Origin of the sequence: Allobosea sp., from assembly GCF_017308075.1 — a bacterium.
Classification (GTDB): domain Bacteria; phylum Pseudomonadota; class Alphaproteobacteria; order Rhizobiales; family Beijerinckiaceae; genus Allobosea.
The window spans coordinates 22,948-49,591 of sequence record NZ_JAFKFX010000047.1 but is presented as its reverse complement, the minus strand read 5'-3'; the positions used below and the strand labels follow the sequence as shown (position 1 = coordinate 49,591).

The following is a 26,644-nucleotide window of genomic DNA, read 5'->3' as shown; positions in this document are numbered from 1 at the left end:
ATCCAGGGGGAGCGAGGATACGGAGCCGCGCCCCGTGGAGACCGGTGTTTCGAGAAAGCTGCGCCCGTCGCAGCTTTTTTCGTTTCAAGGCGGGCTTCAGCAGCCCGGCGCGAACCACGGCGCTGACGCGCCTCACTTCACCAGAGAGATCGCCTTGGCCAGCAGCCGGGCGGCGCTCTCGCCGGTCAGCGCCCCGACATGCTTGTCGACGATGCGGCCGTCCGGGCCGATCAGGAAAGTCTCGGGCACGCCATAGACGCCCCATTCGATCGCGGCGCGGCCAGGACGATCGACGCCGACGGCCGAATAGGGGTTTCCGAGCGCGCCGAGGAAGCGTCGGGCATTCTCGGCCTCGTCCTTGTAGTTCATGCCGACCAGCACGACCTTGCCCTGCTTGACCGCTGGCGACTCGCCCATCGCGACCAGGAAGGGATGCTCGACCCGGCAGGGCGCGCACCAGCTGGCGAAGACGTTGACGATCGTCGCCTTGCCCTTGGCGAGGTCGGCCATGCCGAAGGCCGGCACCGGCTTGCCGTCGCGCTGCAGCCCTTCCAGCTCGGTCAGCGTGACTGCCGGCGCCGGCTTGCCGATCAGCGCCGAGGGCACCTTGCTGGCATCGCCGGAGAACAGGCCCGCCAGGAAGACCAGCGCCAGCGCCCCGAACAAGATGAGCGGTATGGCGAAGAGCCAGGGCGAGCGCCTGGCCGGCGTTGCAGCGGAGGTCTCGCTAGTGGAGGTCTCGCTCATGACGTCTTCCGTTCGGAGCGGCGGCCGATGCCCTGCTGCTCCAGCAGCGCCAGCGCGCGGCGCTGGGCCCGGCGGTCGAGCAGGATCAGGGCGGCGAGGCCGCACAGGATCAGGCCCGAGGCCAGATAGGCGGCGAGGATGAAACCGCCATGAGGGCCTAGTTCGAGCATCATTCCGCCGCCTGCAGGGACAACCGGTCGAGGCGCTCCGCCTCGAGGATCTTCAGGGTCCGCACCCGCCGGCGCAGCAATTCCGCCTGCATCGCCACCGCGTGCAGCCACAGCGCCGCGAGCGTGAAGCCGACGGCCAGGATCAGCAGCGGCCAGAGCATCGAAGTATGGATGGTCGGCCCACTCAGCCGCAGCACCGAGGCCGGCTGGTGCAGGGTGCTCCACCAGTCGACCGAAAACTTGATGATCGGGATGTTGACGCTGCCGACCAGCGTCAGGATCGCGACCGCGCGTCCGGCACGCGAGGGCTCGTCAATGGCGCGCCGAAGCGCGATGACGCCGAGATAGAGCAGGAACAGCACCAGCATGGAGGTCAGCCGCGCATCCCAGACCCAGTAGGTCCCCCACATCGGCTTGCCCCAGAACGAGCCGGTGAGCAGGCAGATCAGCGCGAACGCGGCCCCGATCGGCGCCGCGGCCTGCTGCGCGACATCGGCGAGCGGATGGCGCCAGATCAGCACGCCGAGCGCCGAGCACGCCATCATCGAATAGAACATCATCGCCAGCCAGGCGGCCGGCACATGCAGATACATGATGCGAATGGTCTCGCCCTGCTGGTAATCGGCCGGAGCGACGAACCAGGCGAGATAGAAGCCGACGAGCAGCAACAGCACTGCGATGCCGGCGACCCAGGGCAGCAGCACATTCGAAAGGCGCATGAAGCGCGCCGGATTGGCCAGTTCGATCAGGCTTGCCATGGGCTCGCGCTAGAGGACGATGCTCTTCTTTCGACCAGAGAGCATGTAGCAATCGCCGGCCCGGCTCACAATCCGGCCTAGCAGCCTGCGACGTTAGGGCCGGCGGCTAGGCCTCGTCCTTGTCCAGTGAATCGTTGGCACCGCTTTTGTCGACCACGCCGAAACTGCCGGAACGCACGCCTTCGCCCGCGACGGTAAAGCCCTCGGCGAGCAGGCCGCGGCGCAGCAATTCGCGCACCGCGGCCGCTCGGCTCGGCATGCGCTTCTCGAAGCGCCAGTTCTCGACGGCACGCAGTTCCTCGGCGCTGAGCATGATCTGCAGCCGCTCGCCGCGTTCGAGATCCGACATGGCGCCCCCCGCGACGCTACGAATGAGTAACTGACGATATAGGCGCAGAATGCACATTCACAACCAGAAGGGCAATCGGCAGCAGCGGTGGCTCATACTGGCAAGGCAGCGCCGGCACAACCTACTAACCATTTGAAATATTTCATTTTTATTGCACCTCTCGCCAAAGTGGCCTAGCCTTGCCGGCAGGAGGGCGTTCCCATGCTCATGAAGCTTTCCGCGCCTATGCAGCGCGATGTCGAGGCGACCGTTCGCCTGCGGGCTGGTGAATCCCGAGTGCTCGACGTCTTCGCCGTCGCCGAGGAAGTGCAGCTGCGCTTCAATGGCGATAATGTCGCGCTGGAGGATATCGCCGCGGTCGTCATGCAGCTCGCCGCCCAGAGCGGTTGCGCGCTCGAGCTCGACGAAGCCTGACCGCCGAGCCCTTTGCGGGGCTACTCCGACTGCCGCAGCGCAGCCGCAGCGGCGATGCTGCCGACCACGATCGCAGAAAGCGTGATCGCTCCGAGGATCAGCAGCGGCGTGCCGGCCGGCAGCGGGCCGCCGCGTGCGGCGTCGACCGCCGAGACGCCGAAGATCAGCACCGGCACCGTCAGCGGCGCGACGATCACCGGCAGGATCAGCCCGCCCCGGCGCAGGCTCGCGGTCAAAGCAGCGGCCGAGGCGCCGATGAAGCTCAGCGCCGGCGTTCCGACTATGAGGCTCGCGACCAGCGGCAGGATCGCCTCGGCCGGCAAGGCGACGAGCAGGCCGAGCAGCGGCGCGGCCAGCGCCAGCGGCAGCCCGGTGGTCAGCCAATGCGCCAACCCCTTGGCGAACACGCTAAGCTCGAGCGGCAGCGGCGAGGCCCGCATAAGTTCGAGCGAGCCGTCCTCCTCATCGGCCTGAAACAGCCGGTCGAGCCCGATCAGGGTTGAGAGCAGTGCTCCCAGCCAGAGAATGGCCGGGCCGATGCGCGAGAGCAGGTTGAGATCCGGCCCGAGCGCGAAGGGCACCAGCACGACCATGGTCAGGAAGAAGACCAATGCGAGCTCGCCGCCGCCGCCAGCCCGGGCTGCCAGAGCAAGGTCGCGCCTGAGCACGGCGAAGAAAGCCCGCCTCACGGCCCGATCCTGAGTTCGCGCGCGGCATCGATGCCGAGCGGCCCATGCGTCGCCGCCAGGATCGCCCCGCCCGCCGCAAGATGCGCCTGCATCAGCCCGATCAGCATCGCCTGCGCATTGACGTCAAGCGCCGCCGCCGGCTCGTCGAGCAGCCAGAGCGGCCGTGCTGCGACGAGAAGCCGGGCCAGTGCCACACGCCGCCTCTGCCCGGCCGAGAGATAGCCGACCGGCAGCGCGCCGACATGTGGCAGACCGACCGCTTCCAGCGCCTGTTCCGGCGTCGCGGCCGCGCCGCCGAGCAGATCCTGGGCGAAACGCAGATTCTCCTTCGCCGTCAGCGCGCTCTTAAGCCCGTCGCGATGGCCGACGAGATGGGCCGCCTCGGTCAGCGGTGTCTCGTCCAGCCCTTCGAGCCGGATCGTACCCGCCTCCGGGCGCAGGCGGCCGCAGAGCATGGCGATGAGGCTCGACTTGCCGGCGCCGTTGCGCCCGGTCAGCGCCAGCGCCTCGCCATTGCCGAGCCGGAAGCCGACACCCTCGAAGATCAGCCGCCCGCCGCGCCGGCAGACGAGGCCTTCGGCGCTCAATGTCAGGGTCTGATGCGAAATCTGCGTCACGAAACCCGCGCTTTTCCTCGAACATGCCGGCCCTCGCGGAGCGCGCATCGACCCTGTAGCGGCCTTCTTGGAATTGATCTATAGAACCCGTGGCTACGCCGCACGCCGATCCGGCGCGGGGCTCGGGCACTCCCGGGGCGGCGCGCGCGTCATGCGCAATAGGCCTTCGACCGGCTGATTCCGCAAGGGTCTCCGGCTCGCGACCGCAACCCCTTGATCAGGATGTAAGCCGATATGGCCTCGCTCGATTCCTTTAAATGTCGTCGTACGCTCACTGCGGGCGGCAAGACCTACACCTATTATTCGCTGCCCGACGCCGAGGCGAACGGCCTGACCGGCATCTCCCGCCTGCCCTTCTCGATGAAGGTGCTGCTCGAGAACCTGCTGCGCTTCGAGGACGGCCGCTCCGTCACCAAGGCCGATATCGAGGCCTTCGTCGCCTGGGCCGATGACAAGGGCAAGGCCGGCAAGGAGATCGGCTTCCGCCCCGCCCGCGTGCTGATGCAGGACTTCACCGGCGTTCCCGCCGTCGTCGATCTCGCCGCGATGCGCGACGGCGTCGTGGCGCTCGGCGGCGACCCGGCCAAGATCAACCCGCTCGTCCCGGTCGACCTCGTCATCGACCATTCGGTGATCGTCGACGAGTTCGGCACCCCCAAGGCGCTCGCGCAGAACGTCGAGCTCGAATACGAGCGCAACGAGGAACGCTACAAGTTCCTGAAATGGGGCCAGGGCGCCTTCGACAATTTCCGCGTCGTCCCGCCCGGCACCGGCATCTGCCACCAGGTCAACCTCGAATATCTCGCCCAGACCGTCTGGACCCGCACCGAGACGATCGACGGCGTCGAGGTCGAGGTCGCCTATCCCGACACCGTGGTCGGCACCGATTCGCACACCACCATGGTCAACGGCCTCGCCGTTCTCGGCTGGGGCGTCGGCGGCATCGAGGCGGAAGCCGCCATGCTCGGCCAGCCGCAGTCCATGCTCCTGCCCGAGGTCATCGGCTTCAAGCTGACCGGCTCGCTGCGCGAGGGCATCACCGCGACCGACCTCGTGCTCACCGTCACCCAGATGCTGCGCAAGAAGGGCGTCGTCGGCAAGTTCGTCGAGTTCTTCGGCCCCGGCCTCTACAATCTGACGCTGGCCGACCGCGCCACCATCGCCAATATGGGCCCGGAATACGGCGCGACCTGCGGCTTCTTCCCGGTCGACTCCGAGACCATCGACTATCTCACCACGACCGGCCGCAAGTCGGACCGGATCGCCCTGGTCGAGGCCTACAGCAAGGCGCAGGGCCTGTTCGCGACCCCTGAGACCGCCGACCCGATCTTCACCGATACGCTCGAGCTCGATCTCTCGACGGTGCAGCCCTCGATGGCCGGTCCGAAGCGCCCCGAGGGCCGCGTCGACCTCTCCGCCGTCAAGGCCGGCTTCGCCGCCGCCATGGAGACCGAGTACAAGAAGGCCGCCGAGATCGCCCGCCGCGTCCCGGTCGAGGGCAAGTCCTTCGATCTCGGCCATGGCGACGTCGTGATCGCCGCCATCACCTCCTGCACCAACACCTCCAACCCGTCGGTGCTGATGGCCGCGGGCCTTCTCGCCCGCAAGGCGGTCGAGAAGGGGCTTTCGGTGAAGCCCTGGGTCAAGACCTCGCTGGCGCCCGGCTCGCAGGTCGTCGCCGAATATCTCGCGAAGTCCGGCCTGCAGACCGATCTCGACGCGCTCGGCTTCAACCTGGTCGGCTTCGGCTGCACCACCTGCATCGGCAACTCCGGCCCGCTGCCTGCGCCGATCTCCAAGGCGATCAACGAGCAGGGCCTGATCGCCGGCGCCGTGATCTCCGGCAACCGCAACTTCGAAGGCCGCGTCTCCCCCGACGTGCAGGCGAACTATCTCGCCTCGCCGCCGCTGGTCGTCGCCTATGCCCTCGCCGGCTCGGTGCAGATGGATCTGACCAAGGAGCCGCTCGGCACCGGCAAGGACGGCCAGCCGGTCTATCTCAAGGACATCTGGCCCTCCAACAAGGAGATCCAGAGCTTCATCCAGCAGAACGTCACCCGCGCGATGTTCGAGGCCAAATATGCCGACGTCTTCAAGGGCGACGCGCATTGGCAGGCGGTGGATGCGCCCAAGAGCCAGACCTATGCCTGGGACGACAAGTCGACCTATGTGCAGAACCCGCCCTATTTCCAGGGCATGAGCCGCAAGCCGGCGGCGGTCACCGACATCCAGGGAGCCCGCATCCTCGGCCTGTTCGGCGACAAGATCACCACCGACCACATCTCCCCGGCCGGCTCGATCAAGGCCGCCTCGCCGGCGGGCAAGTACCTGATCGACAACGGCGTCGCCGTCGCCGACTTCAACCAGTACGGCACCCGGCGTGGCAACCATGAGGTGATGATGCGCGGCACCTTCGCCAATATCCGCATCCGCAACCACATGATGGGGCCGAACGGGCGCGAAGGCGGCTACACCATCCACTATCCCAGCAAGGAAGAGCTGCCGATCTACGACGCGGCGATGCGCTATGCGGCCGAGAAGGTGCCGCTGGTGATCTTCGCCGGCGTCGAATACGGCAACGGCTCCTCGCGTGACTGGGCGGCGAAGGGCACCAACCTGCTCGGCGTCAAGGCCGTGATCGCCCAGAGCTTCGAGCGCATCCACCGCTCGAACCTGGTCGGCATGGGCGTGGTGCCGTTCACCCTGGCCGAGGGCACGAGCTGGGCCTCGCTCGACCTCAAGGGCGACGAGACCGTGACCATCAAGGGCCTCGCCACCGTCAAGCCGCGCCAGATGCTCGAGGCGGAGATCACCTCGGCCGACGGCAAGGTCAAGAAGGTGCCGATCCTCTGCCGCATCGATACGCTGGACGAGCTCGACTACTTCAAGAACGCCGGCATCCTGCACTACGTGCTGCGCGGCATCGCCGCCTGAGCCGAAACGCCGGGACCGCAAGGTCTCGGCAAAGACTTCTCGGCAAAGACTTGGCGGCGACTTGCCCGCCCCTCGGAACGCCCGGTTTGCAGACCGGGCGTTCTGTTCTTGCAGCGCCTCACGGTTGTCCAATTCTGCACCGAGGTGTAAGGGGGCGATCACAGCCATTCCTCGGCGGGGGGCTTGGGGCAGGCGCGGGAGCTTTCCGCGCTCGGATGCCATCCGCCTTCATCATTGAAAACGACGGGAGCACCCGCATGTCCGCCACGTTCGAGACGGTCGCCGCCATCATTTCGGAAACTTGCGACATTCCGCGCGAGAAGATCACGCCCCAGAGCCACGCCATCGACGATCTCGGCATCGACTCGCTCGCCTTCCTCGACATCGCCTTCGCGATCGACAAGGCTTTCGGCATCAAGCTGCCGCTCGAGCAGTGGACCCAGGAGGTCAACGAGGGCAAGGCGCCGGCCGAGCAGTATTTCGTGCTCGAGAATCTCTGCAAGCGCATCGACGACCTCGTCGCCGCCAAGGCCGCCTGACCGGCCGAACACCACATTGATCGGTCCGATAGATGTCCTGCCGGAGCGGCCGATCCGCCCGGCGGCCTTGAGCGCGGCCGGCGCAACCGATACAGCAGGACGCTGAAGCGCCGCGGCGCGGAGGATGAACTCTCCAGCGCGGCGCCTGGTGCAGAATGCGAAAAGGCGCAGCCCGGCTTTTCGCATCCTGCTCCAGCTCCTTAATGAGAGACAGGCCTGCCCCCGGATGAGCGCCGCGCGCGCTTCGCCCGAGGCGCCCGCCTCCAACCGGTTGGAATTGCATGCGCCTCGAATATTTCGACATGATCGATCAGGTCGCGAGCTTCGTTCCGGCGGAAAAGCGCATCGTGACCCGTTCGACAGTCCCCTCGAAGAGCCCGGTCTTCGAGGGCCATTTTCCCGGCCACCCGCTGGTTCCCGGCGTGCTCCTGACCGAGACCATGGCCCAGGCCTCGGGCTATCTCCTGCTCGCCCTCAACGGGCTGTCGCAAATGCCCTTCCTGATGATGGTCGACAAGGCGCGCTTCCGTACCTTCGTCGAGCCCGATGCGGTGCTCGATGTCAGCGCCGAGCTCGTCCATGAGGGCTCGGGCTATGCCGCGACCAAGGCGAAGATCACGATCGACGGCAAGCCGATCTGCGATGCCGAATTGCGCTTCCGCCTGATGCCCTTCCCCGCCGACATGCGCGCTCTGATGGAGGCGCGCATCGCCGCCATCGGCCTCAACCCGGAAGCGGCCTGACCATGGCACATGACGTCCTCATCACCGGCATCGGCCTCGCCTCCAGCCTCGGCGAAGGCATCGATACGCATGCCCGGGCCCTCGCCGCGGGCATGGCCCCGATCGTCGACGAGACCAGCTTCGCGCCCTATCCGGTCCATCCGCTGAAGCCGCTCGAGCTCGACCGCCAGATCCCGAAGAAGTCCGACCAGCGCCAGATGGAGCCCTGGCAGCGCCTCGGCGTCTACACCGCCGGCCTCGCCCTCGACTCCGCCGGGCTGAAGGAGGATGCCGAGACCAAGAGCAAGCTGCAGGTCATCGTCGCCGCTGGCGGCGGCGAGCGCGACCACGCCGTCGACAGCGCGATCCTCACCGGATTGCGCGGCGCCAACCAGCCCGGCCCCTTCCTGAACGAGCGCCTGATGGGCGATCTCCGGCCGACACTGTTCCTCGCCCAGCTCTCCAATCTGCTCGCCGGCAATATCGCGATCGTCCACGGCGTCACCGGCGCTTCGCGCACCTTCATGGGCGAGGAGCAGGCCGGCGTCGATGCGATCCGCACTGCTCATGCGAGGATCGCGGCCGGCCAATCCGAGGTGATGCTGGTCGGTGGTGCCTATAATGCCGAACGGCGCGACATGCTGCTGCTCTTCGAGCTCGGTGGCTTCCTGCGCACGGGCAGCTTCGCGCCGGTCTTCGCCCGCGAGGACGCGCCCGGCCTGATCACCGGCAGCGCCGCCGCCTTTCTGGTGCTGGAATCGGCCGAGCACGCCAAGGCGCGCGGCGCCCATGCCCATGCAAGGCTGAGCCATGTCGGCGCGCATCGCAGCCGGCGCCAGCCCGGCTCGGTCGCCAAGGGGCTCGACCAGTTGCTCGGCGGCTTCGGACCGGCCGCGCCCGGCGCGCTCGCCATTTCGGCCGCGACAGGCTGCGCCGGGATCACCGCCGAGGAGGCCGCCGCCATCGCTGCCGCCGCGCCGAAGGCGAAGCGCATCGCCACCGGAGACCTCGTCGGCCACGCCGTCGAGGCCGCCTTCCCGGTCTCGGTGGCGCTCGCCGCCGCCGCGCTCTCGACCGACGCCGCACAAGAAGCGATCGTCACCGGAGCCGCCCATTGGCGTGGCGAAGGCGCCGCCCGACTGGTCAAGGCGTGAGGAGCCAGGACATGAGCGCTAGCCATCGCGACAGCCAGGGCCGCCCGATCGTCGCCGTCACCGGGATCGGCATCATCACCTCGCTAGGTCAGGGCAAGGACGCCAACTGGCAGGCGCTGACCGCCGGCCGCTCGGGTATCCATCGCATCGAGCGCTTCCCGACCGAGGGACTGCGTACCACCATCGCCGCGACCGTCGATTTCCTGTTCGACAGGCCCTTCGCCGCGCCGGAGCTCTCCGAGAAGCTGGCGACGCTCGCCGCCGAGGAGGCCGTGACCCAGAGCGGCCTCGGCACACCCGGCGATTTCCCGGGCGAGCTCTTCATGGCGGTGCCGCCGGTCGAGATGGAATGGCCGCAGAAGCAGGAAGTAGCGCAGGCGATCGAGGGCGAGGCCGATTACGACGCCCTGCTGCGCGCCGCCGCGACCCATAAATACAAGGCGATGCACGAGCTCTTCCTGTTCGGCGGCGTCGCCGAGCACATCGCCGAGAAATTCGGCACCAAAGGCTCGCCGATCTCGCTGTCGACCGCCTGCTCGTCGGGCGCCACCGCGATCCAGATGGGCGTCGAGGCGATCCGCCGCGGCGAGACGCAGGCGGCCCTGTGCATCGGCACCGACGGTTCGGTCCATGCCGAGGCGCTGATCCGCTTCTCGTTGCTCTCGGCGCTCTCGACCCAGAACGACCCGCCGGAAGCGGCCTCCAAGCCGTTTTCGAAGAACCGCGACGGCTTCGTCATGGGCGAGGGCTCGGGCGCGCTGGTGCTCGAGGATTACGACCACGCTCTCGCCCGCGGCGCGACCATTCTGGGCATCGTCGCCGGCTGCGGCGAGCGCGGCGACGGCTTCCACCGCACCCGTTCGAGCCCGGACGGCAGGCCAGCGATCCTCGCCATGCAGGACGCGCTCGCCGATGCCGGCATGACGCCTGAGGACGTCGACTGCATCAACGCCCACGGCACATCGACGCCGGAGAACGACAAGATGGAGGCGATGAGCTGCTCGGCCGTGTTCGGCGAGCGCATGGCCAGCCTGCCGATCTCCTCGAACAAGTCGATGCTCGGCCATACGCTGACCGCGGCCGGCGCCGTCGAGGCGGTGATCTCGCTCCTGACCATCGCCAATGGCCGCATCCCGCCGACCATCAACTACCAGCAGCCCGATGCCGCGATCGCGCTCGACGTCGTGCCCAACCAGGCCCGCGACGCCAAGGTCCGCACCGTGCTGTCGAACTCCTTCGGCTTCGGCGGCCAGAACACCTGCCTCGTCCTGACCGCGGAGCCGAAGGCATCATGACGCGGATCCTGGTCACCGGCGGCGCCAAGGGTGTCGGCGCCGCGATCGTGCGCGCGCTGGCAGGTGCCGGCCACGATGTCGACTTCACCTATCGCTCCTCGGGCGAACAGGCGCAGGCGCTCGCCGCCGAAATCGCGCAGGCACAGCTCGGCCGCGCAATCCGGGCCCTGCCGCTCGATCTCTCGGACAAGCCGGCGCTCGACGCCTTCTGCGAGAGCGCCGAGGGCGAGAGCTATTTTGGCTTCGTCCACAATGCCGGCCAGCCCTATGATTCCCTCGCCGCAATGATGGTGCAGGACAAGGCCGAGGCGGCGATGCAGGTCAATTTCTGGGCCTTCACCCGCCTCGCCAAGAGCCTGGTGCGCGGCATGATCCGCGCCAGGGCCGGACGTATCGTGGCGATCGGCTCGGTCGCGGCCCTGCGCGGCAGCCCCGGCAATGCCGCCTATGCCGCCTCCAAGGGTGCGCTGATCTCCTATGCCAACACCCTGGCGGTCGAGACCGGCAAGCGCGGCGTCACCGTCAACGTGATCGCGCCCGGCTTCGTCGACACCGACATGATGGCGCCTTACGCCGCCTATCGCGAGAAGATGGAAGCCCAGATCCCGGCCGGCCGCTTCGCCAGACCGGACGAGGTCGCCGGCCTCGCGGCCTTCCTGATGAGCCCGCCGGCCGCCTACATTACCGGCACGGTCCTGCCGATCGATGGCGGACTGATGGCGCAGATGGGCGTCCATCGCTGAGTCCTGCACGAACGCTTCACGTGAAACATGGTAAACGCGCAGTGCTTGGCGCTGCGCTGGGGAGCGCCTATGTTCACCCTGAACCGGAGTGAACCATCATGACGGCTGCTTTCACCATCCGCCTGGACGACGAAACCCTCGCCAAGCTCGACGCGCTGGCGGCAAACACCGATCGCTCGCGCAACTGGCTCGCCGCCAAGGCGATCGAGAACTATGTCGAACTCAACGCCTGGCAGATCGCCCGCATCAAGGAAGGCGTCGCCGAGGCGGATCGCGGCGAGTTGGCCACCGACCAGGAAGTCGAGGCCGTCTTTGCCAAATACCGGACCAAGGCGTGAAGCTCTTCTGGACCGCGCGGGCGCTCTCAGAGATCGATGCGATCTTCGCCCATGTCGCCGCTGACAGCCCATCGGCGGCGGAGCGGCTAGCGGTTCTGATCGAGACCAGGGCCCAATCGCTGATCGATCAACCGAACATGGGCCGCCCCGGCCGCGTTGACGGCACCCGCGAATTCGTGGTGACGGGTACGCCTTATATTCTTCCCTACCGCGTTCGCGACGAACGCGTCGAAATCCTCGCTGCCTTGCATGCCTCCCGGCAATGGCCGGACCAGTTCTGAAAGACGAAGCCCCATGCTCTCCCTCCAGCTCCATGGCGACCGCGACCTCCGTCTCGAACAGATCGATCCGCCGCCGCCGCCCGCCGCCGGCGAGGTCCAGATTCGGGTTCGCGCCGTCGGCCTGAACTATCTCGATCTCTGGGGTTTTCGCGGCATGGCCTTCGCCAAGCGCAAGATGCCGCAGGCGGCCGGCGTCGAGGCGGCCGGCGAGATCGTCTGCATAGGCGAGGGTGTGACGAAATTCGCCGTCGGCGACACCGTGACCATGTACGGCGCGGAGACCTGCGGCCATTGCAAGGCCTGCCGCGAGGGCCGTGACAATCTCTGCGAGAACGTCGCCGGAATCATGGGCTTCCATATCGACGGCTTCGCCCGCGAATTGATCAACCGGCCCGAACGCCTGGTGATCAAGGCGCCGAAGGGCGTCAGCTTCGAGGAGGCGGCGTGCGCGCCGATCGGCTTCGGCACCGTCCAGCACATGCTGTTCGACAATGCGAAGCTCGAGCCCGGCGAGTCGATCCTCGTCCATGCCGGCGGCTCCGGCATCGGCACGGCCGCGATCATGATGGCCAAGGCGATCGGCTGCACCGTCTACACCACGGTCGGCGACGACGAGAAGGGCGAGAAGGCCAAGGCGCTCGGCGCCGATTTCGTCGTCAACTACAAGACCGAGCGCTTCGAGGGCGAGGTTCGCCAGCTCACCAAGCGCAAGGGCGTCGACGTCGTCTTCGAGCATGTCGGGGCCGACACCTGGAACGGCTCGCTGCTCTGCCTGAAGCGCGGCGGCCGGCTCGTCACCTGCGGCGCCACTTCCGGGCCTTCGACGACGATGAACCTGATGCAGCTCTTCCAGCAGCAATACCGGATCTTCGGCTCCTTCGGCTGCCGGATCGAGAACATCAGCCAGTCGCTCGACAAGATGGCGGCCGGCATGAAGCCGGTGATCGATTCGGTCTTCCCGCTCGCCGAGTTCGAGAAGGGGCTCACCCGGATCGAGGGCCGCAAGGTCTTCGGCAAGGTCATCGTCACGCTCTGAAGCCCGGCCCATCTGCGGCAATGGCTTGACGCGCCGGCTGCGATCCCGCAAGTCGCGCCCCGGTGTCTTGCATGAACGGCGGCGAGCGATCGTCGCGTAAAGCAGGACGCCGGATATTGGAAATCGATCACGTACCCGCATTCGGGCGCTTCCTGCCGAACGCAGCGTGATCCGGCGGCGGGCCCGACCCGCGCCTGACCGGCCGGGATCCTAGCTTGAAGCGGTTGAAGCAGTTCGCGACGCGTATCGGCGCAGGCTTGATGATCGGGCTGGTGCGCGCGTTCTTCGCCTTCCTGCGCGCGCTCGGGCCGGAGCGCGCCTCCAATTTCGGCGGCTGGCTCCTGCGCAGCGCGAGCCCGCTGATCCCGGTCAACCGCGTCGCCTACGCCAATGTCCGCGCCGCCTTCCCGGGCATCGCCGATGCCGAGGCCAGGCGCCTCGTCCGCGGCGGCTGGGAGAATCTCGGCCGCACCGTCGCCGAATACGCCCATCTCAAGACATTGTTCGACTATGACTACGCCAACCCCGACCCGAATGGCCGGGTCGAGGTCGTCGGCATCGAGCACTTCATCGCGCTGAAGGACGACGACAAGCCGGGGCTGATCTTCTCCTCCCATCTCGGCAACTGGGAATTGCCGGCGATCTGCGCCGCCACCTACGATCTCGACACCACCGCCGTCTTCCGCGCCCCGAACGATCCGGCGATCGCCGCCGTCGTCCATGAGATCCGCTCCGGCGCCATGGGCGGGCTCGCCGCCGCCAAGCAAGGCGCCGCCTTCGCCATGCAGGGCGTGCTCGAGAAGGGCGGCCATCTCGGCATGCTGATCGACCAGCATTTCACCCGCGGCGTCGTGGTTCCCTTCCTGGGACGGCCGGCGCTGACCAACCCGATCCTCGGCAAGTTCGCCCGGCGCTTCGAATGTCCGGTGCATGGGGTGCGCGTCATACGCCTGCCGAACCATCGCTTCCGCATCGAGCTGACGCCGCCGCTCGACCTGCCGCGCGACGCCAATGGCGAGATCGACGTCACCGGCGCCATGGCGATGATGACCGCCGTAGTCGACGGCTGGGTCCGCGAGCATCCCGAGCAGTGGCTCTGGATGCACCGGCGCTGGCGCCCGAACATGATCGGCACCGAGGCCCTGCGACATTTTGGGGAAAGGACGCCGGTCACCCCGGTTTTCAAGGCAAAGTGATTTCCAAGTGAGCGGGTACTGGCGCTTTTGGTAGCGGCCTGCTTGTATCTGGCCTCGAGTTGATCCCGATGTCCGTTCGCTACCGTCTCCTCACCGCACTCGTCACCCTGCTCTCGGCCGGGATGCCGGCCCATGCACAACAGGCGCCGGTGCAGCCGCGAGCGGTCGTCGAGCTCTTCACCAGCCAGGGTTGTTCGTCCTGTCCGGCCGCCGATGCGCTCTTCGTCGAGTTGGCCAAGGATCCAAGCCTGATCGCACTGACCTTCCCGGTGACCTATTGGGATTATCTCGGCTGGAAGGACACGCTCGGCCAGCCGGCCTTCACCAAGCGGCAGAAGCTCTATGCCAAGGCGCGCGGCGACGGCCAGGTCTACACGCCCCAGGCCGTGGTCAACGGCACCAGCCACATCGTCGGCTCCGACAGGCCCGGCATCGAGACGATGGTCCGCGAGCAGGCCACGACCAGCCTGCCCGTCAAGATCGCGGTCAAGGAGGCGGATGGCGCCTTGAAGATCGCGCTTTCGGCGAGCGAGATCGTAACGGGTGAGAAGCCTGCCGGCGTCTGGGTCGTCTCGTTCAGCCGCAAGACCCTGGTGCCGATCGAGCGCGGCGAGAATTCCGGCAAGACCGTGACCTATGCCAATGTCGTGCGCGCCGTCACCCGCGTCGGAGACTGGTCGGGTGCAGCGGTGTCGCTGACGGCGCCGCTTGCGGTCACGCAACAGCCCAATGCCGACGGCTACGTCGTTCTGGTGCAGACTGACCAGCACCAGCGCGGCGGCCCGGTTCTCGCCGGCACGATCCTGGGCGCGGCGCGCTGAGCGAACGGCCTACCGACGCCGTCCATAGCATCGGGCCGAAAAGTGGAATCCTCTTTTCGGAAAACTCCGGTGCGATAACAAAAAGATAGATCACCGTGACCGCGTCCGAACGGGCGCGGCGATCTAGAGAATCACCACCTTGTTGGGCAATTCGTCGACATCGTCGGCGACAGGCGGCGCATGCGCGGCCAGCACCTCCCCGATCGCTCTGACCGCCACCTCCAGCCCCTCGCGCAGCCTGTCCTCGCGCGCCGCACCGAGCAGCGGCTCGATGATGCCCTTCCAGCTGGCTTCATCGATCTTGCCGTCGATTCCCGCATCCGCGACGATCTCGGCATAGCGCTCCTGTACGGCGACATAGAGCAGCACGCCGGTCCGGCCGCGCGTCTGCGTCAGCCCACGCGCCGTGAACTCGCGTAGCGCCGTCTCATGTGCATGCCGCCGCTTGACGAAACCGGGCACGAAGCGCCCGCCGCGGCCATACCAGAGCAGGACGGCGAGCAGCAGCGCCGCCGCGATCAGCTGCAGCAGGAAGATCCGCGGCGCGCTCGTCATCGTCAGCGCCAGCAAGGGCCAGGGCACGAACAGGGCGGCAGTCAGCGCCAGCACCACCGGCACGGCGAGATAGCTGCCGGCGGCACGGTCGATCACCACCACGATCTCGCCGGAGGTGCGGCGCTCGGCCTCGCGCACCGCCTCGGCGATGGCATCGCGATCCCCAGAATTCAGCATCTCACCAATCTCCCGACGCCCCGCCACCACCGGACGAACCGCCACCGCCCGAAAATCCGCCCGAACTGCCCGAACTCCAGCCGCCTGACGAAGACCCCCCGCCCCAGCCCGAGCCGCTGGACGGCGGCAGCGTCACCCAGCGCCCGTCGCGCATGCGATGCCGGCGGGCTCCACCGCTCGCCCGGCCGAGCTCGCGCATGAAGCTGACGATCAGGATGAACACCATGATCATGACGAAGATCACGGCGAGATCCTCGGCCCAGGAGGATTCGTCCTCCCTGACCTGGGCGCGCCGCTGCCATTCCTCGGCATCGCCGGTCAGGATCGACAGGATCGCGTCGACCCCGCCCTCGATCCCGCCGGAAAAATCGCCGTTCTTGAACTTCGGCGCCACCGCGGTGGTGATGATCACCTTGGAGAGCGCGTCGGTCAGCGCCCCCTCGAGCCCATAGCCGACCTCGATGCGGACCTTGCGCTCGTTCGGCGCGACCAGCAGCAGCGCGCCATTGTTCTTGGCCTTGTCGCCGAGCCCCCAGGTCCGGAACAGCCCGTTGGCGTAGTCCTCGATGGTGAGACCCTGCAGCGAGGGCACGGTCGCGACTACGACCTGGTCGGTGGTCTTCTCCTCATGCGCCTTCAGCTTCCCGGCGATGCGGGCGCTAGCCTCGGCATCGAGCAGCTTCGCGCCATCGACGATCCGCCCGCTCAGGGCGGGATAGCTCGGCTCGGCTGCGGCGGCGAGAAATGGGATGAGGAGGAAGAGGAGGAGAATGCCGAGCCGACGGACAAGCGTCATGCCCGGGCTTGCCCCGGGCATCTCCTGATCGCGATTCTCGGGTCTGCGCTTCGCTCCGCCCGAGAATGACGGCATGTCAGTGGCTCCGGCGCCCAAGTTCACGCGAGATCACGCGCTCAGAACTTCACCGCCGGCGGCCGCTCCGCCCCGGCCGTCGCCGAGAAGCTCTCCATCGGCTTGGCGCCCCAGAACAGCCGCGCCCAGATCACGCCGGGAAAGGTCCTGATCTCGGTGTTGAAGGCCTGCACCGCCTGGATGTAGTCGCGGCGCGCAACCGTCACCCGGTTCTCGGTGCCTTCCAGCTGCGATTGCAAAGCGAGGAAGTTCTGGTTCGACTTGAGCTCGGGATAGCGCTCGACCGTGACCATCAGGCGCCCGAGCGCACCGGAAAGCTGATTCTGCGCGTCCTGATACTCCTTGAACTTGGCGGGGTCGGTGATGGTCGAGGCGTCGACCTTGACCTGCGTCGCCTTGGCGCGGGCCTCGATCACCTGCGTCAACACCTCACGCTCCTGCTGGGCATAGCCCTTCACCGTCTCGACCAGGTTGGGGATCAGGTCGGCGCGGCGCTGATACTGGTTCTGCACCTCGCCCCAGGCCGCCTTCGCCTTCTCCTCGAGCGTCGGCACGTTGTTGTAGCCGCAGCCGGCGAGCGCAAGGCCGAGCAGGCCGACCAGAAGCAGGGCGAAGGAGCGGCGCAGGGCCGGCGAGGGCGCGAGGAGATCCATGGGCGGAAACCTTGGCTGGAACGGAAGAACCCGGTGGCCGAGCATAGCTGCGCCGCGAGTCAGATCAAAGACACACCGAGCATGGCGCGACAGGGGCGATTGGGACTAGTCTTGGCCGGCAAGGCGAGAGGAATGCCCATGCTGCGTACCCTGTCCTTCATAGCGCGTTTCTCGCTGCCCGCGGCCGGGCTCTGGCTCGCACTGGGCGCCCCCGCCGCGGCGCAGCAGGGGCTCGCCCCGGCTCCGGAGGCCGCGACTGGCCGTACTGCCCGGACGATGGGCACGGCACAACGCTACATGGCGGCCGCCGCCAACCCGCTCGCCGCTGCGGCAGGACGCGAGATCCTGCGCGCAGGCGGCAGCGCCACCGACGCGGCGATCGCGATCCAGCTGGTGCTCAACCTGGTCGAGCCGCAGAGCTCCGGCATCGGCGGCGGCGCCTTCTTCGTGCACTGGGACGAGGCTGGAAAGCGCCTGACCACGCTGGACGGGCGCGAGACTGCGCCGAAGGCGGCGAGACCCGAGCGCTTCCTCGACCCCGACGGCAAGCCGATGAAGTTCGCCGACGCCGTGGTCGGTGGCCGCTCGGTTGGCGTGCCCGGAACGGTCAGACTGCTCGAGGAGGCGCATGAGCGCTGGGGCAAGTTGCCCTGGTCCGAGCTGTTCGCGCCGGCGATCAAGCTGGCCGAGCAGGGCTTTGCGATCTCGCCCCGCCTCGCCGGCCTGCTGGCGCTGGAAAAGAACCTGATCAAGGATCCGCGCGCCGCCGCCTATTTCTATGAGGCCGATGGCCGGCCCAAGGCGGCTGGAACCATCCTCAAGAATCCGGCCTTCGCCGCGACGCTGCGCGCCATCGCCGGCCGCGGCGCCGACGCCTTCTATGAGGGCGAAATCGCCCAGGACATCGTCGCCGCCGTCACCGGCCACAAGAACAATCCGGGCGACATCACGCTCGAGGATCTTTCTAGCTACACGGTCGAGGAACGCGCTCCTGTCTGCGGCCGCTATCGCGTCTACACGCTCTGCGGCATGGGCCCGCCGAGCTCCGGCGCCATCGCCGTGCAGCAGATCCTCGGCATCGTCGAGCGCGCGGACATGGCCCGGCTCGGCCCCGGCCTGGAAGCGGCGCACTGGATCGCCGAAGCCGGCCGTCTCGCCTTCGCCGACCGGGCGCTCTATCTCGCCGACCCCGCCTTCCTCAGCGTCCCCACTTCCGGCCTGATCGACGAAGGCTATCTACGCGGCCGCGCCGGGCTGGTGAAGCCCGACAAATCGATGGGCAAGGCGACCGCCGGCGATCCCCCGCACAAGCGCGCGCAATTGCTCGCCCCCTCCGACGGGATCGAGAACGGCACCAGCCATATCTCGGTGATCGACGCCGCCGGCAACGCCGTCTCGATGACCACGACGATCGAGGACGGTTTCGGCGCCCGGCTGATGACCAAGGGCGGCTTCCTGCTCAACAATGAGCTGACCGATTTCAGCTTCGCGCCGATCGAGGACGGCAAGCCGGTCGCCAACCGCGTCGAGCCCGGCAAGCGGCCGCGCTCCTCGATGGCGCCCACCATTGTCTTCGACGCTTTCGGCCGGCTCTATGCCGTCACCGGCTCGCCCGGCGGCAGCCAGATCATCGGCTATGTCGCAAAAACCCTGATCGCCCTGCTCGACTGGAAAATGGATCCGCAACAGGCGGTGGATCTCGGCAATTTCGGCAGCCGCAACGGCCCGACCGAGCTGGAAAGGGGCACCGAGGCCGAAGCCTGGAAGGCGGCGCTGGAAGCCAGGGGCCACGAGGTCCGCCTGCTCGACATGACCTCCGGCATCCAGGCCATCGTCAAGACGCCGGCGGGCTATCTCGGCGGCGCCGACGGCAGGCGCGAGGGCGTCGCGATCGGGGACTGATCCCCGATCGCCTGTTCACCGGCTTCAACGCGCCGCGGTCACCGCCGCGACCAGGCCGGTCGCCATGCTCAGCAACAGGTAGTTATTGTCGACCTTAACCCAGGTCTGGCCGCGGCCCGGCGTGCGCAGGCCATGGCGGTGGTAGTCCCGCACCTGGCCGTGCCGGCGCCAGTCGTTCATGCGCTGACCCTTCGCCCAGCGATGGTGGCGGATTTCCTTCTGGCGGACATGACCGCGAGCCGGAGCATGGATCACTCTTTTCTCGACATAATAGGAATTTGAGCTCGGCCCATGGTAGCGCGGCTGAGCAACGGCAACAGAAGAAGCAATAACGACAAAGCTAGAAGCAAGAATAATAGAACGCTTGAACATGGCTAAACTCCGTTGTTCGATAGGTAAAATTTAGCCGTCAGGGATGAACCAAATCTGAACCGTTCCATTAATGTTCTGTAATGATCAGGACATCTGGAGATCAGTGAACAAGAGACGAAGCTGCACTGTGGAGTAACTTGCGGTTTGCGTTCAGCGCCATTCCGGCTGGGGCCCTCAGGCCCGGCCTTTGGCCGGCACAGTGATAAAGGTCGCGGAACGCCGGAAGCCATAAGGCGGCGCCAGTGCGCAGCGATAGAGCGCCGGAGCGACGCGGCTAGGCCGCTTGCTCGGCATGACGATGCGCAGAGCCGACGGGCGCAGCCCGCGCCCCATTTCAGGATCAGGCTGGATCCGCCCGCTCGCCGCCGGCGCCGCGCCCGGCGATCAGCCAGTAGACGAAGCCCGTCGCCGCCCCCACCAGGAACAGGGCGGAGATGATCTGCAGTTCAGCGGCACTCGGCGCGCGCGCGAGTCCGAGCATGGCGAGCGGCAACAGCGCCGCGAGCACTCCGGTCAGGCCGCTCTGGATCAGCCCGCTGCGCAGGCGGAAGAGCTCGGAGCCGATGGCGACGAGCAGCACCGGCGCCACCAGGATCGCGAAGCCGAGCCGGCCGAGCAGGGAGAACGCCGCATCCGCCGCGGGGCCGGGATCGAAGCCTTGCGCCGCCATGTCGAAAAGGGCCGCGATCAGCCGCTCGAAGCCACCGCCGATCAAAAGGCCGAGATCCGGCGAGACGACGCCCGCGATCAGCAAAGCGAAGATCCCGGCCCCGACCGCAAAGAGCAGCGCGAACGGGATCAACAACAGCCAGCGCAGCATGATGTCAGCCCGCGAGCGCCGCCGGCTGCTCGGCCTCGCCTTGCTCCAGCATCAGCCTCGCCCTCGCCGAGAGCTTCTCGGTCTCGCTCTTGAGCTGGCCGCAGGCGGCGAGAATGTCGCGCCCGCGCGGGGTCCGCACCGGCGAGGCATAGCCGGCGCGGAAGACGATCTCGGAGAAGCGCTCGATCCGCTCCCAATCCGAACACTCGTATTTCGTACCGGGCCAGGGATTGAACGGGATCAGGTTGATCTTGGCCGGAATACCCTTGAGCAGCCGGACCAGCTCGCGCGCATCCGCGTCGCTGTCGTTCACGCCCTTCAGCATCACATATTCGAAGGTGATGCGCTTGGCGTTCGACAGGCCGGGATAGTTGCGGCAGGCCTCGAGCAGCTCCTTGATCGGGTACTTCTTGTTGAGCGGCACCAGCTCGTTGCGCAGCTCGTCGCGCACCGCATGCAGCGAGATCGCCAGCATCGTGCCCATATCGTCGCCGAGCGGGCCGATCTGCGGCACGACGCCGGAGGTCGAGACGGTGATGCGGCGGCGACCGAGCGAGAGCCCCTCATTGTCGGCGATCACGTCGATCGCGTCGCGCACGCCGTCGAAATTGTAGAGCGGCTCGCCCATGCCCATGAAGACGATGTTGGAGACGAAGCGCCCACCATCATTTGGCACGAAGGCGCCGTCCGGCGCGCTGCGGTTCGGGAAATCGCCGAGGCGCTCGCGCGCCACCATCAGCTGGGCGACGATCTCCTCGGTGGTGAGGTTGCGCACCAGGCGCTGCGTGCCGGTATGGCAGAAGGTGCAGGTCAGCGTGCAGCCGACCTGGCTGGAAACGCAGAGCGTGCCGCGGTCGACCTCGGGGATATAGACGCATTCGATCTCGGCGCCGCGGTCGCGCGGGCCGGTCGGCGCCATCCGCAGCAGCCATTTGCGGGTACCGTCGCTCGAGACCTGCTCGGCGGTCACCTCCGGCAAATCGAGCGTGAAGCGCTCGGCGAGCGCGCTGCGCAGGCCCTTGCCGATCGTCGTCATCGCCGAAAAATCACGGACGCCGTAGTGATAGACCCAGTTCCAGAGCTGGCCGACGCGCATGCGCCGCTCCTTCTCGGGAACGCCGATCTCGGCCAGCGCCTCGGCCATGCCGGCGCGCGTGCGGCCGACCAGCGAAGGGCGCTGCAAAGCAGGTTCGACCGCCGGAGCGGTGGAAGAAGGGGCGGTAACGGTCATCGGAACTCGGTTCGAAATGGGCCACCGGGCCCTGAATTTCCGGGGCTCATAGCATGAAAACCCGGTATCGTGAAATCACGAGCGAGCGGCCGGGCATGCATATGCGTCCGGCCCTCGGGCACGGAGGCGATCGGCAGGAAGCGGAAAGGCCGCGACGAGGCGGCCATTTCTATGGAAGTGGCAGCCTCTCCGAGCAGAGCAGGCGCTACTTGCAGGCGTCCTCGGCCCGCTTGACGATCTGCGAGATGCCGGCGAGCGAATATTTGTCGCTGGTCGGGTTGCCGCGCTTCGAGGTGCCCTTGATCTCGAGCGCCGAGCCCTTGCGCAGCGCGTCGAGCATGCGGCCTTCCTCGGCCGGGTTCTTCAGCCAGATGTTCTGGCCCTTGGCGACGAGCACGAAGCGCTCATTGCCGATGATCGCCTGATGCTCGACATCTTCCTTGAGGTCGAAATTCATCACCAGGCTGATCTCGTTGCGCACGCCCTCGGTCGGACGGGTCGAGATGAACAGCAGCCCATCGACGTCCTTGAGATTGGCGGGCGAACGGCTCTCGGCCTTGGAGAGCGCATAGCAGATCTTCGAGCGGCCCTGCTGCGAGGAGAAGGCCTGCCATTTGCCGGCGGTCTCGAGCAGGAGCGCCTGGCCCTGGCCGCTGGAGGCGCGCTGCGCCTGGGCCGCGCCGGGCGACAGCAGCGCCAGCGCGGTCAGGCTGAGAAGGGCAGCCGCCGTGAGCGGGCGGCGGGCGGAGAAGGGAGCCGGCTTGCGAATCATGGATCGCCACTAATCATCAGAAATCTTAACGCCAGATGGAGGCCATGCGAGATCGGCGATCCGGACAGCGCGCCACGACGCATAGAATGTCACGATCCTGGCGAAAATGCGAATAATACGCCGGGCTTCCCGCGCGGTTTCCCCCGCGGCCGCGCCGTGCCAGCTTGACGCTGAGCGAGGCTGCCGGCCGAACGAAGCCCCAGAAGGAACCGACACAAGATGAAGGCGCTGCTCTGCCACAAGATGAAGGCGCTGCTCTGCGAGGCCCATGGCCCGGCCGAAACCCTCATCATCCGCGATCTGCCCGAACCGGAGCCGGGGCCGGGCGAGATCGCGATCAGGGTCAGCGCCGCGGCGCTGAATTTCTTCGACACGCTGGTCATCCAGGGGCGCTATCAGGTCAAGCCGGCACTTCCCTTCTCACCCTCGGCCGAATGCGCCGGCATCGTCAGCGCGCTCGGCGAGGGGGTGACCCAATGGCGCCTCGGCGAGCGGGTCGCCGCCTGGCTCGGCCATGGCGCGGCCCGCGAGATCGTCGTGGTTCCGACCGAAGCGGCGATCCGGATTCCCGAGAAGCTGAGCGATCGGCAGGCCGCCGGGCTGTTCGTCACCTATGGCACCGCCATGCATGGGCTGATCCAGCGCGGCGAACTGAAAGCCGGCGAGACGCTGGCGGTGCTTGGCGCCGCCGGCGGGGCGGGGCTCGCGGCTGTCGAGATCGGCGCCCTTCTCGGCGCGCGCGTCATCGCCTGCGCCTCCTCGCCGGAAAAGCTCGCCTTGGCGCGCGAGCATGGCGCGCAGGAGGGGCTCGACTATGCGGCGGACGATCTGCGGGCCGGACTGCGCCGTCTCGCCCCGGACGGAGTGGACGTGCTCTACGACACGGTCGGCGGCGATCTCGCCGAGCCGGCCTTGCGCGCGATGGGCTGGGGCGGGCGCTATCTCGTCGTCGGCTTCGCCGGCGGCGCCATTCCGAGGCCTCCGCTCAACCTCCTGCTGCTCAAGGGCTGCGATCTGCGCGGCGTGTTCTGGGGCGATTTCGTCCGGCGCGAGCCCGCCGCCCACCGCGCCAATATGGAGCGCCTGCTCGGCTGGGCGGCGGAGGGCAGGATCCGCGCCCATGTCCACGCCGCCTTCCCGCTCGAGCACGCCGCCGAGGCCCTCGCGCTGATCGCGGAGCGCAAGGCCCAGGGCAAGGTGGTGCTGACGCCCTGAGGCGTCAGAGCTCGGCGAGGACCTTCTTCGCCCTGGCGCGGTGCTCGACGGTGATCGAGCCCGCCACGGCCGCGATCGCCGCCGCCAGCACGGCCGCATCGTCGGTGAAGCCGAGGAAGGGCATGATGTCGGGCAGCGCGTCGACCGGCAGCACGAAATAGCCGAGCGCGCCGAGCAGCGTGTAGCGCACGCGCCGCGGCGTTGCCGGATCGCGGGCGCAGAACCAGGCGGCGAGCCCGTCCTCGGCGAAGGGGATGCGCTTGGCCACGCGCCGGAGCAGAGCCATGAGCTCCGAGCCGAAGCGTTCCTCGTCGCGCAGGCTCCGGCGGATCGCCGCCATCTCCTCGGCGGTGAAGCGCTGGCTGAAGCTGAAGCTGTCGCTCATTCCTCTCTCCCTTGGCGCGCCAACACTAGCCCGCCGTCGACGCGAAAATGTGGCCCCGCATGAAGGGCTGCACAAGGGATCGACTCAGAATCGCACGTCGAACCCTCTTGGAGCCGGAGCATCGCGCCTCTAAACCCCTTGCAGCAATGTCAAAAGCTTGAGGAACGCGCCATGCAGCTCGATTCGTCCCTTGCCGCCATCGTCACCGGCGGCGCCTCCGGTCTCGGCGAAGGCACGGCGCGCATGCTCGCCAGCCATGGCGTCAAGGTCGCGCTGTTCGATCTCAATGCCGAGCGCGGCGAAGCGATCGCCAAGGAGATCGGCGGGCTGTTCGTCGCCTGCGACGTCACCGACGAGGCGTCCGTCGACGCCGCCTTGCAAAAATCCCGCGCCGCCCATGGCGTCGCCCGCATCGTCGTCAACTGCGCCGGCATCGCCCCCGGCCGTCGCGTCGTCTCGAAGAAGCGCGACACCGGCGAATTGATCGCCCATGACCTCGCCACGTTCGAGAAGGCGGTCGCGATCAATCTGACCGGCACCTTCCGCCTGATCGCCAAATCGGCGGTGGCGCTGGCGGCGCTCGAACCGGTCACCCCGGATGGCGGCCGCGGCGTTTTCGTCTGCACCGCCTCGGTCGCCGCCGAGGACGGCCAGATCGGCCAGGCCGCCTATGCCGCCTCGAAGGCCGGCGTCGTCGGCCTGACCCTGCCGGTCGCCCGCGACCTCGCCGGGGTCGGCATCCGCATCGTCACGATCATGCCCGGCCTGTTCGAGACGCCGATGTTCGCCGGCCTGCCCGACGATGCCCGCGCCTCGCTCGCCGTCTCGGTTCCGCATCCCTCGCGCCTCGGCCGGCCGGCCGAATATGCTGCGCTGGTCAAGAGCATCGTCGAGAACGACATGCTGAACGGCACCGCGATCCGCCTCGACGGCGCGATCCGCCTCGCGCCGAAGTAGGCCGCTCCCCGCTTGTCATTCCGGGCTCCTCGCTTTGCGAGGCCCCGGAATGACTGTGCAGAAGCTTTACTCCGCCGCACCCTCGCGCTTGATCTCGTGCTTCAGGATCAGCGGCGTCTGCGCCAGGGCGAAGATCATGGTCAGCGGCATCACGCCCCAGACCTTGAAGGCGACCCAGAAATCCTGGCTCTGGGTCCGCCAGACCAGTTCGTTCAGCGCCGCCAGCACGAAGAAGAACAGGCCCCAGCGCAGCGTCAGCTTGCGCCAGCCGGCATCGTCGAGCTGCAGCACGCTGTCAAGCACCAGCGCCAGCAGCGAGCGGCCGAACCAGAGCCCGCCGAGCAGCACGCAGCCGAACAGCGTGTTCACGATCGTCGGCTTGACCTTGATGAAGAAGGCATCGTCGAGCGCGATGGTCAGGCCGCCGAAGACCGTGACCACCACCGCATTGACGATCGCCATGCGCGGCAGATGGTTCATCAGGATCTTCGACAGCGCCAGCGCCAGGAGCGAGGCGGCGATGAAGATGCCGGTGGCGACGAAGATGCGCCGGTCCGACTCGATCCCGAACAGCCGGTCGCCATAGGAATTGGCGAAGAAGAACACGGCGAGCGGGCCGAATTCGAGCGCCAGCTTGAGCAGCGGGTTGATCGGCTTCGCCTTGCCCGCCTCCGTCGCGCTCGCCGCCGTTTCGCTCATGCCAGTTCTCCCAATCCCGCCACGGCCCGCGCGAAATCGCGCGCCTGGAACGGCTCCAGATCGTCGACGCTCTCGCCGACCCCGATGAAATGCACGGGCAGCCCGAACTGCGCCGCCAGGGCGACCAGGATGCCGCCGCGCGCCGTGCCGTCGAGCTTGGTCATCACCAGCCCGGTGACCCCGGCCGTCTCGCGGAAGGCCTCGACCTGGCTGACCGCGTTCTGGCCGACCGTGGCGTCGAGCACGAGCAGCGCCGCATGCGGCGCCTGCGCATCGAGCTTCTGGATCACCCGCACCACCTTGGCGAGCTCGGCCATCAGCCCGGTCTTGTTCTGCAGCCGGCCGGCGGTGTCGATCAAGAGCACGTCGGTTCCCGCAGCTTTCGCCTTCTGCAGCGCCTCGAAGGCGAGCCCGGCGGCATCGGCGCCCTGATTGCCGGCGACCACCTCGGTTCCCGTCCGGGCACCCCAGACCTTGAGCTGCTCGATCGCGGCTGCTCGGAAGGTGTCGCCCGCCGCCAGCATCACCGACTTGCCCTCGGCCCGGAATTTTGCCGCGAGCTTGCCGATCGTCGTCGTCTTGCCCGAGCCGTTGACCCCGACCATCAGGATCACGAACGGCTTTTTCGTGGCGTCGATCACCAGCGGCCTGGCGACAGGGGTCAAGATGGCCTCGACCTCGCGCGCCAGGATCGCCTTCACCTCGTCCGGCTCGATCTGCTTGTCATAGCGCCCCTCGCCGACCGCCTTGGCGACACGCGCGGCGGTGGCGAGGCCGAGATCGGCCTGGATCAGGATGTCTTCGAGGTCCTCGAGCGTCGCGGCGTCGAGCTTGCGCTTGGTGAAGAGGTCGGCGATGCCGGTGGTCAGCGCCGAGGAGGTCCGCGACAGGCCATCGGCCAGCCGCCGCCACCAGCTCCGCTTCGGCTGCACCGGCTCGGCTGCGACGATCGGCAGCGGCGCCTCCTCGCCGAAAAGCACCTCCGGGGCGAGCAGCACCTCGGCTTCGGGCTGGGGCTCCGGCTCGGCTGGAAGCTCCGGAACGACATCGACCGGGCGTTCCGGTTCCGGCTCCGCCACGGGTTCGACGACCGGCTCCGGGACCGGCGCGGTCTCGACCACCGGGGCAGCCGGCTCCTGCGGCCTTTGCTTCTCGTCCAGCCCGAACAGCTTCGAGAAGAAGCCGCGCTTTTTCGGTTCGGTCTCGCTCATCGCTCGTCCTGACGCCACATG

31 protein-coding genes are annotated in these 26,644 nt (G+C 67.6%); 15 read left to right on the top strand and 16 right to left on the bottom strand.

Annotated elements, in window-relative coordinates:
• Positions 1-132: 132 nt before the first annotated feature.
• From J0J10_RS23780 to J0J10_RS23765, 4 genes are all read right to left on the bottom strand, one after another.
• Positions 133-747 (bottom strand): DsbE family thiol:disulfide interchange protein, encoded by a 615-nt coding sequence (locus J0J10_RS23780; RefSeq protein ID WP_291649743.1) that lies wholly within the window; start codon positions 745-747, stop codon positions 133-135.
• Positions 744-920, bottom strand: coding sequence for a heme exporter protein CcmD (gene ccmD, locus J0J10_RS23775; protein ID WP_291639053.1), 177 nt, complete (start codon positions 918-920; stop codon positions 744-746). The genes J0J10_RS23780 and ccmD overlap by 4 nt, the downstream gene beginning before the upstream one ends.
• Positions 917-1,675, bottom strand: a complete 759-nt coding sequence (locus tag J0J10_RS23770) for a heme ABC transporter permease (protein WP_291639052.1) — start codon at positions 1,673-1,675, stop codon at positions 917-919. Before J0J10_RS23770 ends, ccmD begins: the two co-directional genes overlap by 4 nt.
• A gap of 106 nt (positions 1,676-1,781) precedes the next feature.
• The gene (locus tag J0J10_RS23765) at positions 1,782-2,024 is read right to left on the bottom strand and encodes a hypothetical protein (protein ID WP_291639051.1); all 243 of its coding nucleotides are present in this window, start codon (positions 2,022-2,024) and stop codon (positions 1,782-1,784) included.
• 201 nt (positions 2,025-2,225) lie between these two features.
• Here J0J10_RS23765 and J0J10_RS23760 point away from each other — a divergent pair, with 201 nt between their 5' ends.
• The gene (locus J0J10_RS23760) at positions 2,226-2,438 is read left to right on the top strand and encodes a hypothetical protein (protein ID WP_291649741.1); all 213 of its coding nucleotides are present in this window, start codon (positions 2,226-2,228) and stop codon (positions 2,436-2,438) included.
• Positions 2,439-2,458: 20 nt separating this feature from the next.
• On the opposite strand, the gene ccmB is transcribed toward J0J10_RS23760, so the two are convergent.
• Together ccmB and ccmA are read right to left on the bottom strand one after the other, a co-directional pair.
• Positions 2,459-3,127, bottom strand: a complete 669-nt coding sequence (ccmB, locus tag J0J10_RS23755) for a heme exporter protein CcmB (protein WP_291639049.1) — start codon at positions 3,125-3,127, stop codon at positions 2,459-2,461.
• Complete coding sequence (gene ccmA / locus J0J10_RS23750; RefSeq protein WP_291639072.1) at positions 3,124-3,720, bottom strand: heme ABC exporter ATP-binding protein CcmA; 597 nt, start codon at positions 3,718-3,720, stop codon at positions 3,124-3,126. The genes ccmB and ccmA overlap by 4 nt, the downstream gene beginning before the upstream one ends.
• Before the next feature lie 258 nt (positions 3,721-3,978).
• Here ccmA and acnA point away from each other — a divergent pair, with 258 nt between their 5' ends.
• From acnA to J0J10_RS23695, 11 genes are all read left to right on the top strand, one after another.
• Positions 3,979-6,678 carry an aconitate hydratase AcnA gene (acnA, locus tag J0J10_RS23745; protein ID WP_291649739.1) on the top strand — a complete coding sequence of 900 codons (2,700 nt, stop codon included), beginning with the start codon at positions 3,979-3,981 and terminating at the stop codon, positions 6,676-6,678.
• Between the two features lie 257 nt (positions 6,679-6,935).
• Complete coding sequence (locus J0J10_RS23740; protein ID WP_291649737.1) at positions 6,936-7,217, top strand: acyl carrier protein; 282 nt, start codon at positions 6,936-6,938, stop codon at positions 7,215-7,217.
• Positions 7,218-7,498: 281 nt separating this feature from the next.
• Entirely contained in the window at positions 7,499-7,960 is a 462-nt protein-coding gene (locus tag J0J10_RS23735) for a 3-hydroxyacyl-ACP dehydratase FabZ family protein (protein WP_291649736.1), read from the top strand.
• Between the two features lie 2 nt (positions 7,961-7,962).
• Positions 7,963-9,093 carry a beta-ketoacyl-ACP synthase gene (locus tag J0J10_RS23730; protein ID WP_291649734.1) on the top strand — a complete coding sequence of 377 codons (1,131 nt, stop codon included), beginning with the start codon at positions 7,963-7,965 and terminating at the stop codon, positions 9,091-9,093.
• Positions 9,094-9,104: 11 nt separating this feature from the next.
• Positions 9,105-10,388 carry a beta-ketoacyl-ACP synthase gene (locus J0J10_RS23725; protein ID WP_291649732.1) on the top strand — a complete coding sequence of 428 codons (1,284 nt, stop codon included), beginning with the start codon at positions 9,105-9,107 and terminating at the stop codon, positions 10,386-10,388.
• Entirely contained in the window at positions 10,385-11,131 is a 747-nt protein-coding gene (locus J0J10_RS23720) for an SDR family oxidoreductase (protein WP_291649730.1), read from the top strand. The genes J0J10_RS23725 and J0J10_RS23720 overlap by 4 nt, the downstream gene beginning before the upstream one ends.
• Positions 11,132-11,229: 98 nt before the next feature.
• Complete coding sequence (locus J0J10_RS23715) at positions 11,230-11,469, top strand: CopG family ribbon-helix-helix protein (protein WP_291649727.1); 240 nt, start codon at positions 11,230-11,232, stop codon at positions 11,467-11,469.
• Positions 11,466-11,750: a type II toxin-antitoxin system RelE/ParE family toxin gene (locus J0J10_RS23710; RefSeq protein WP_291649725.1), complete on the top strand. Its 285-nt coding sequence runs from the start codon at positions 11,466-11,468 to the stop codon at positions 11,748-11,750. The genes J0J10_RS23715 and J0J10_RS23710 overlap by 4 nt, the downstream gene beginning before the upstream one ends.
• A 13-nt stretch (positions 11,751-11,763) precedes the next feature.
• Entirely contained in the window at positions 11,764-12,786 is a 1,023-nt protein-coding gene (locus tag J0J10_RS23705; RefSeq protein WP_291649722.1) for a zinc-binding dehydrogenase, read from the top strand.
• A 215-nt stretch (positions 12,787-13,001) separates the two neighbouring features.
• Positions 13,002-13,982: a lipid A biosynthesis lauroyl acyltransferase gene (locus J0J10_RS23700; RefSeq protein WP_291649720.1), complete on the top strand. Its 981-nt coding sequence runs from the start codon at positions 13,002-13,004 to the stop codon at positions 13,980-13,982.
• Positions 13,983-14,050: 68 nt separating this feature from the next.
• Complete coding sequence (locus J0J10_RS23695) at positions 14,051-14,803, top strand: DUF1223 domain-containing protein (protein WP_291649718.1); 753 nt, start codon at positions 14,051-14,053, stop codon at positions 14,801-14,803.
• A gap of 123 nt (positions 14,804-14,926) precedes the next feature.
• Here the strand turns inward: J0J10_RS23695 and J0J10_RS23690 are convergent, their stop codons facing one another.
• The 3 genes from J0J10_RS23690 to J0J10_RS23680 form a co-directional block, all read right to left on the bottom strand.
• Entirely contained in the window at positions 14,927-15,535 is a 609-nt protein-coding gene (locus J0J10_RS23690; protein WP_291649717.1) for a TPM domain-containing protein, read from the bottom strand.
• A gap of 1 nt (position 15,536) precedes the next feature.
• Positions 15,537-16,331, bottom strand: a complete 795-nt coding sequence (locus tag J0J10_RS23685) for a TPM domain-containing protein (RefSeq protein WP_291649715.1) — start codon at positions 16,329-16,331, stop codon at positions 15,537-15,539.
• A 116-nt stretch (positions 16,332-16,447) separates the two neighbouring features.
• A complete protein-coding gene (locus tag J0J10_RS23680) occupies positions 16,448-17,059 on the bottom strand; it encodes a LemA family protein (protein ID WP_291649712.1) in 612 nt (203 codons plus the stop codon).
• 138 nt (positions 17,060-17,197) lie between these two features.
• On the opposite strand from J0J10_RS23680, the gene ggt reads away from it, so the two are divergent.
• A complete protein-coding gene (ggt, locus tag J0J10_RS23675) occupies positions 17,198-18,961 on the top strand; it encodes a gamma-glutamyltransferase (protein ID WP_291649710.1) in 1,764 nt (587 codons plus the stop codon).
• Positions 18,962-18,985: 24 nt separating this feature from the next.
• On the opposite strand, the gene J0J10_RS23670 is transcribed toward ggt, so the two are convergent.
• The 4 genes from J0J10_RS23670 to J0J10_RS23655 all read right to left on the bottom strand — a co-directional run bounded on the left by J0J10_RS23670 (position 18,986) and on the right by J0J10_RS23655 (position 22,156).
• Positions 18,986-19,333, bottom strand: a complete 348-nt coding sequence (locus J0J10_RS23670; RefSeq protein WP_291649708.1) for an RcnB family protein — start codon at positions 19,331-19,333, stop codon at positions 18,986-18,988.
• A 340-nt stretch (positions 19,334-19,673) separates the two neighbouring features.
• On the bottom strand, positions 19,674-20,153 hold the full coding sequence (locus J0J10_RS23665; protein ID WP_291649706.1) for a hypothetical protein: 480 nt from the start codon (positions 20,151-20,153) through the stop codon (positions 19,674-19,676).
• Positions 20,154-20,157: 4 nt separating this feature from the next.
• Positions 20,158-21,384: a dual-specificity RNA methyltransferase RlmN gene (rlmN, locus tag J0J10_RS23660; protein ID WP_291649705.1), complete on the bottom strand. Its 1,227-nt coding sequence runs from the start codon at positions 21,382-21,384 to the stop codon at positions 20,158-20,160.
• Positions 21,385-21,589: 205 nt separating this feature from the next.
• Positions 21,590-22,156 (bottom strand): hypothetical protein, encoded by a 567-nt coding sequence (locus tag J0J10_RS23655; protein ID WP_291649702.1) that lies wholly within the window; start codon positions 22,154-22,156, stop codon positions 21,590-21,592.
• Positions 22,157-22,399: 243 nt separating this feature from the next.
• On the opposite strand from J0J10_RS23655, the gene J0J10_RS23650 reads away from it, so the two are divergent.
• The gene (locus J0J10_RS23650) at positions 22,400-23,371 is read left to right on the top strand and encodes an NADPH:quinone oxidoreductase family protein (RefSeq protein WP_291649763.1); all 972 of its coding nucleotides are present in this window, start codon (positions 22,400-22,402) and stop codon (positions 23,369-23,371) included.
• Positions 23,372-23,375: 4 nt separating this feature from the next.
• On the opposite strand, the gene J0J10_RS23645 is transcribed toward J0J10_RS23650, so the two are convergent.
• Positions 23,376-23,756: a YkvA family protein gene (locus tag J0J10_RS23645; RefSeq protein WP_291649700.1), complete on the bottom strand. Its 381-nt coding sequence runs from the start codon at positions 23,754-23,756 to the stop codon at positions 23,376-23,378.
• A gap of 171 nt (positions 23,757-23,927) precedes the next feature.
• On the opposite strand from J0J10_RS23645, the gene J0J10_RS23640 reads away from it, so the two are divergent.
• Entirely contained in the window at positions 23,928-24,713 is a 786-nt protein-coding gene (locus tag J0J10_RS23640) for an SDR family NAD(P)-dependent oxidoreductase (RefSeq protein ID WP_291649698.1), read from the top strand.
• A gap of 66 nt (positions 24,714-24,779) precedes the next feature.
• On the opposite strand, the gene J0J10_RS23635 is transcribed toward J0J10_RS23640, so the two are convergent.
• Positions 24,780-25,412, bottom strand: a complete 633-nt coding sequence (locus J0J10_RS23635; protein ID WP_291639029.1) for a septation protein A — start codon at positions 25,410-25,412, stop codon at positions 24,780-24,782.
• Entirely contained in the window at positions 25,409-26,623 is a 1,215-nt protein-coding gene (gene ftsY, locus J0J10_RS23630; RefSeq protein ID WP_291649696.1) for a signal recognition particle-docking protein FtsY, read from the bottom strand. Before ftsY ends, J0J10_RS23635 begins: the two co-directional genes overlap by 4 nt.
• Between the last annotated feature and the right edge of the window lie 21 nt (positions 26,624-26,644).

Bases quoted from the DNA above. Each gene is read 5' to 3' on its own strand.
- J0J10_RS23780 (WP_291649743.1), bottom strand. From the start codon at position 747: ATGAGCGAGACCTCCACTAGCGAGACCTCCGCTGCAACGCCGGCCAGG.
- ccmD (WP_291639053.1), bottom strand. From the start codon at position 920: ATGATGCTCGAACTAGGCCCTCATGGCGGTTTCATCCTCGCCGCCTAT.
- J0J10_RS23770 (WP_291639052.1), bottom strand. From the start codon at position 1,675: ATGGCAAGCCTGATCGAACTGGCCAATCCGGCGCGCTTCATGCGCCTT.
- J0J10_RS23765 (WP_291639051.1), bottom strand. From the start codon at position 2,024: ATGTCGGATCTCGAACGCGGCGAGCGGCTGCAGATCATGCTCAGCGCC.
- J0J10_RS23760 (WP_291649741.1), top strand. From the start codon at position 2,226: ATGCTCATGAAGCTTTCCGCGCCTATGCAGCGCGATGTCGAGGCGACC.
- acnA (WP_291649739.1), top strand. From the start codon at position 3,979: ATGGCCTCGCTCGATTCCTTTAAATGTCGTCGTACGCTCACTGCGGGC.
- J0J10_RS23740 (WP_291649737.1), top strand. From the start codon at position 6,936: ATGTCCGCCACGTTCGAGACGGTCGCCGCCATCATTTCGGAAACTTGC.
- J0J10_RS23735 (WP_291649736.1), top strand. From the start codon at position 7,499: ATGCGCCTCGAATATTTCGACATGATCGATCAGGTCGCGAGCTTCGTT.
- J0J10_RS23730 (WP_291649734.1), top strand. From the start codon at position 7,963: ATGGCACATGACGTCCTCATCACCGGCATCGGCCTCGCCTCCAGCCTC.
- J0J10_RS23725 (WP_291649732.1), top strand. From the start codon at position 9,105: ATGAGCGCTAGCCATCGCGACAGCCAGGGCCGCCCGATCGTCGCCGTC.
- J0J10_RS23720 (WP_291649730.1), top strand. From the start codon at position 10,385: ATGACGCGGATCCTGGTCACCGGCGGCGCCAAGGGTGTCGGCGCCGCG.
- J0J10_RS23715 (WP_291649727.1), top strand. From the start codon at position 11,230: ATGACGGCTGCTTTCACCATCCGCCTGGACGACGAAACCCTCGCCAAG.
- J0J10_RS23705 (WP_291649722.1), top strand. From the start codon at position 11,764: ATGCTCTCCCTCCAGCTCCATGGCGACCGCGACCTCCGTCTCGAACAG.
- J0J10_RS23695 (WP_291649718.1), top strand. From the start codon at position 14,051: ATGTCCGTTCGCTACCGTCTCCTCACCGCACTCGTCACCCTGCTCTCG.
- J0J10_RS23690 (WP_291649717.1), bottom strand. From the start codon at position 15,535: ATGCTGAATTCTGGGGATCGCGATGCCATCGCCGAGGCGGTGCGCGAG.
- J0J10_RS23685 (WP_291649715.1), bottom strand. From the start codon at position 16,331: ATGACGCTTGTCCGTCGGCTCGGCATTCTCCTCCTCTTCCTCCTCATC.
- J0J10_RS23680 (WP_291649712.1), bottom strand. From the start codon at position 17,059: ATGGATCTCCTCGCGCCCTCGCCGGCCCTGCGCCGCTCCTTCGCCCTG.
- ggt (WP_291649710.1), top strand. From the start codon at position 17,198: ATGCTGCGTACCCTGTCCTTCATAGCGCGTTTCTCGCTGCCCGCGGCC.
- J0J10_RS23670 (WP_291649708.1), bottom strand. From the start codon at position 19,333: ATGTTCAAGCGTTCTATTATTCTTGCTTCTAGCTTTGTCGTTATTGCT.
- J0J10_RS23665 (WP_291649706.1), bottom strand. From the start codon at position 20,153: ATGCTGCGCTGGCTGTTGTTGATCCCGTTCGCGCTGCTCTTTGCGGTC.
- rlmN (WP_291649705.1), bottom strand. From the start codon at position 21,384: ATGACCGTTACCGCCCCTTCTTCCACCGCTCCGGCGGTCGAACCTGCT.
- J0J10_RS23655 (WP_291649702.1), bottom strand. From the start codon at position 22,156: ATGATTCGCAAGCCGGCTCCCTTCTCCGCCCGCCGCCCGCTCACGGCG.
- J0J10_RS23650 (WP_291649763.1), top strand. From the start codon at position 22,400: ATGAAGGCGCTGCTCTGCGAGGCCCATGGCCCGGCCGAAACCCTCATC.
- J0J10_RS23645 (WP_291649700.1), bottom strand. From the start codon at position 23,756: ATGAGCGACAGCTTCAGCTTCAGCCAGCGCTTCACCGCCGAGGAGATG.
- J0J10_RS23640 (WP_291649698.1), top strand. From the start codon at position 23,928: ATGCAGCTCGATTCGTCCCTTGCCGCCATCGTCACCGGCGGCGCCTCC.
- J0J10_RS23635 (WP_291639029.1), bottom strand. From the start codon at position 25,412: ATGAGCGAAACGGCGGCGAGCGCGACGGAGGCGGGCAAGGCGAAGCCG.
- ftsY (WP_291649696.1), bottom strand. From the start codon at position 26,623: ATGAGCGAGACCGAACCGAAAAAGCGCGGCTTCTTCTCGAAGCTGTTC.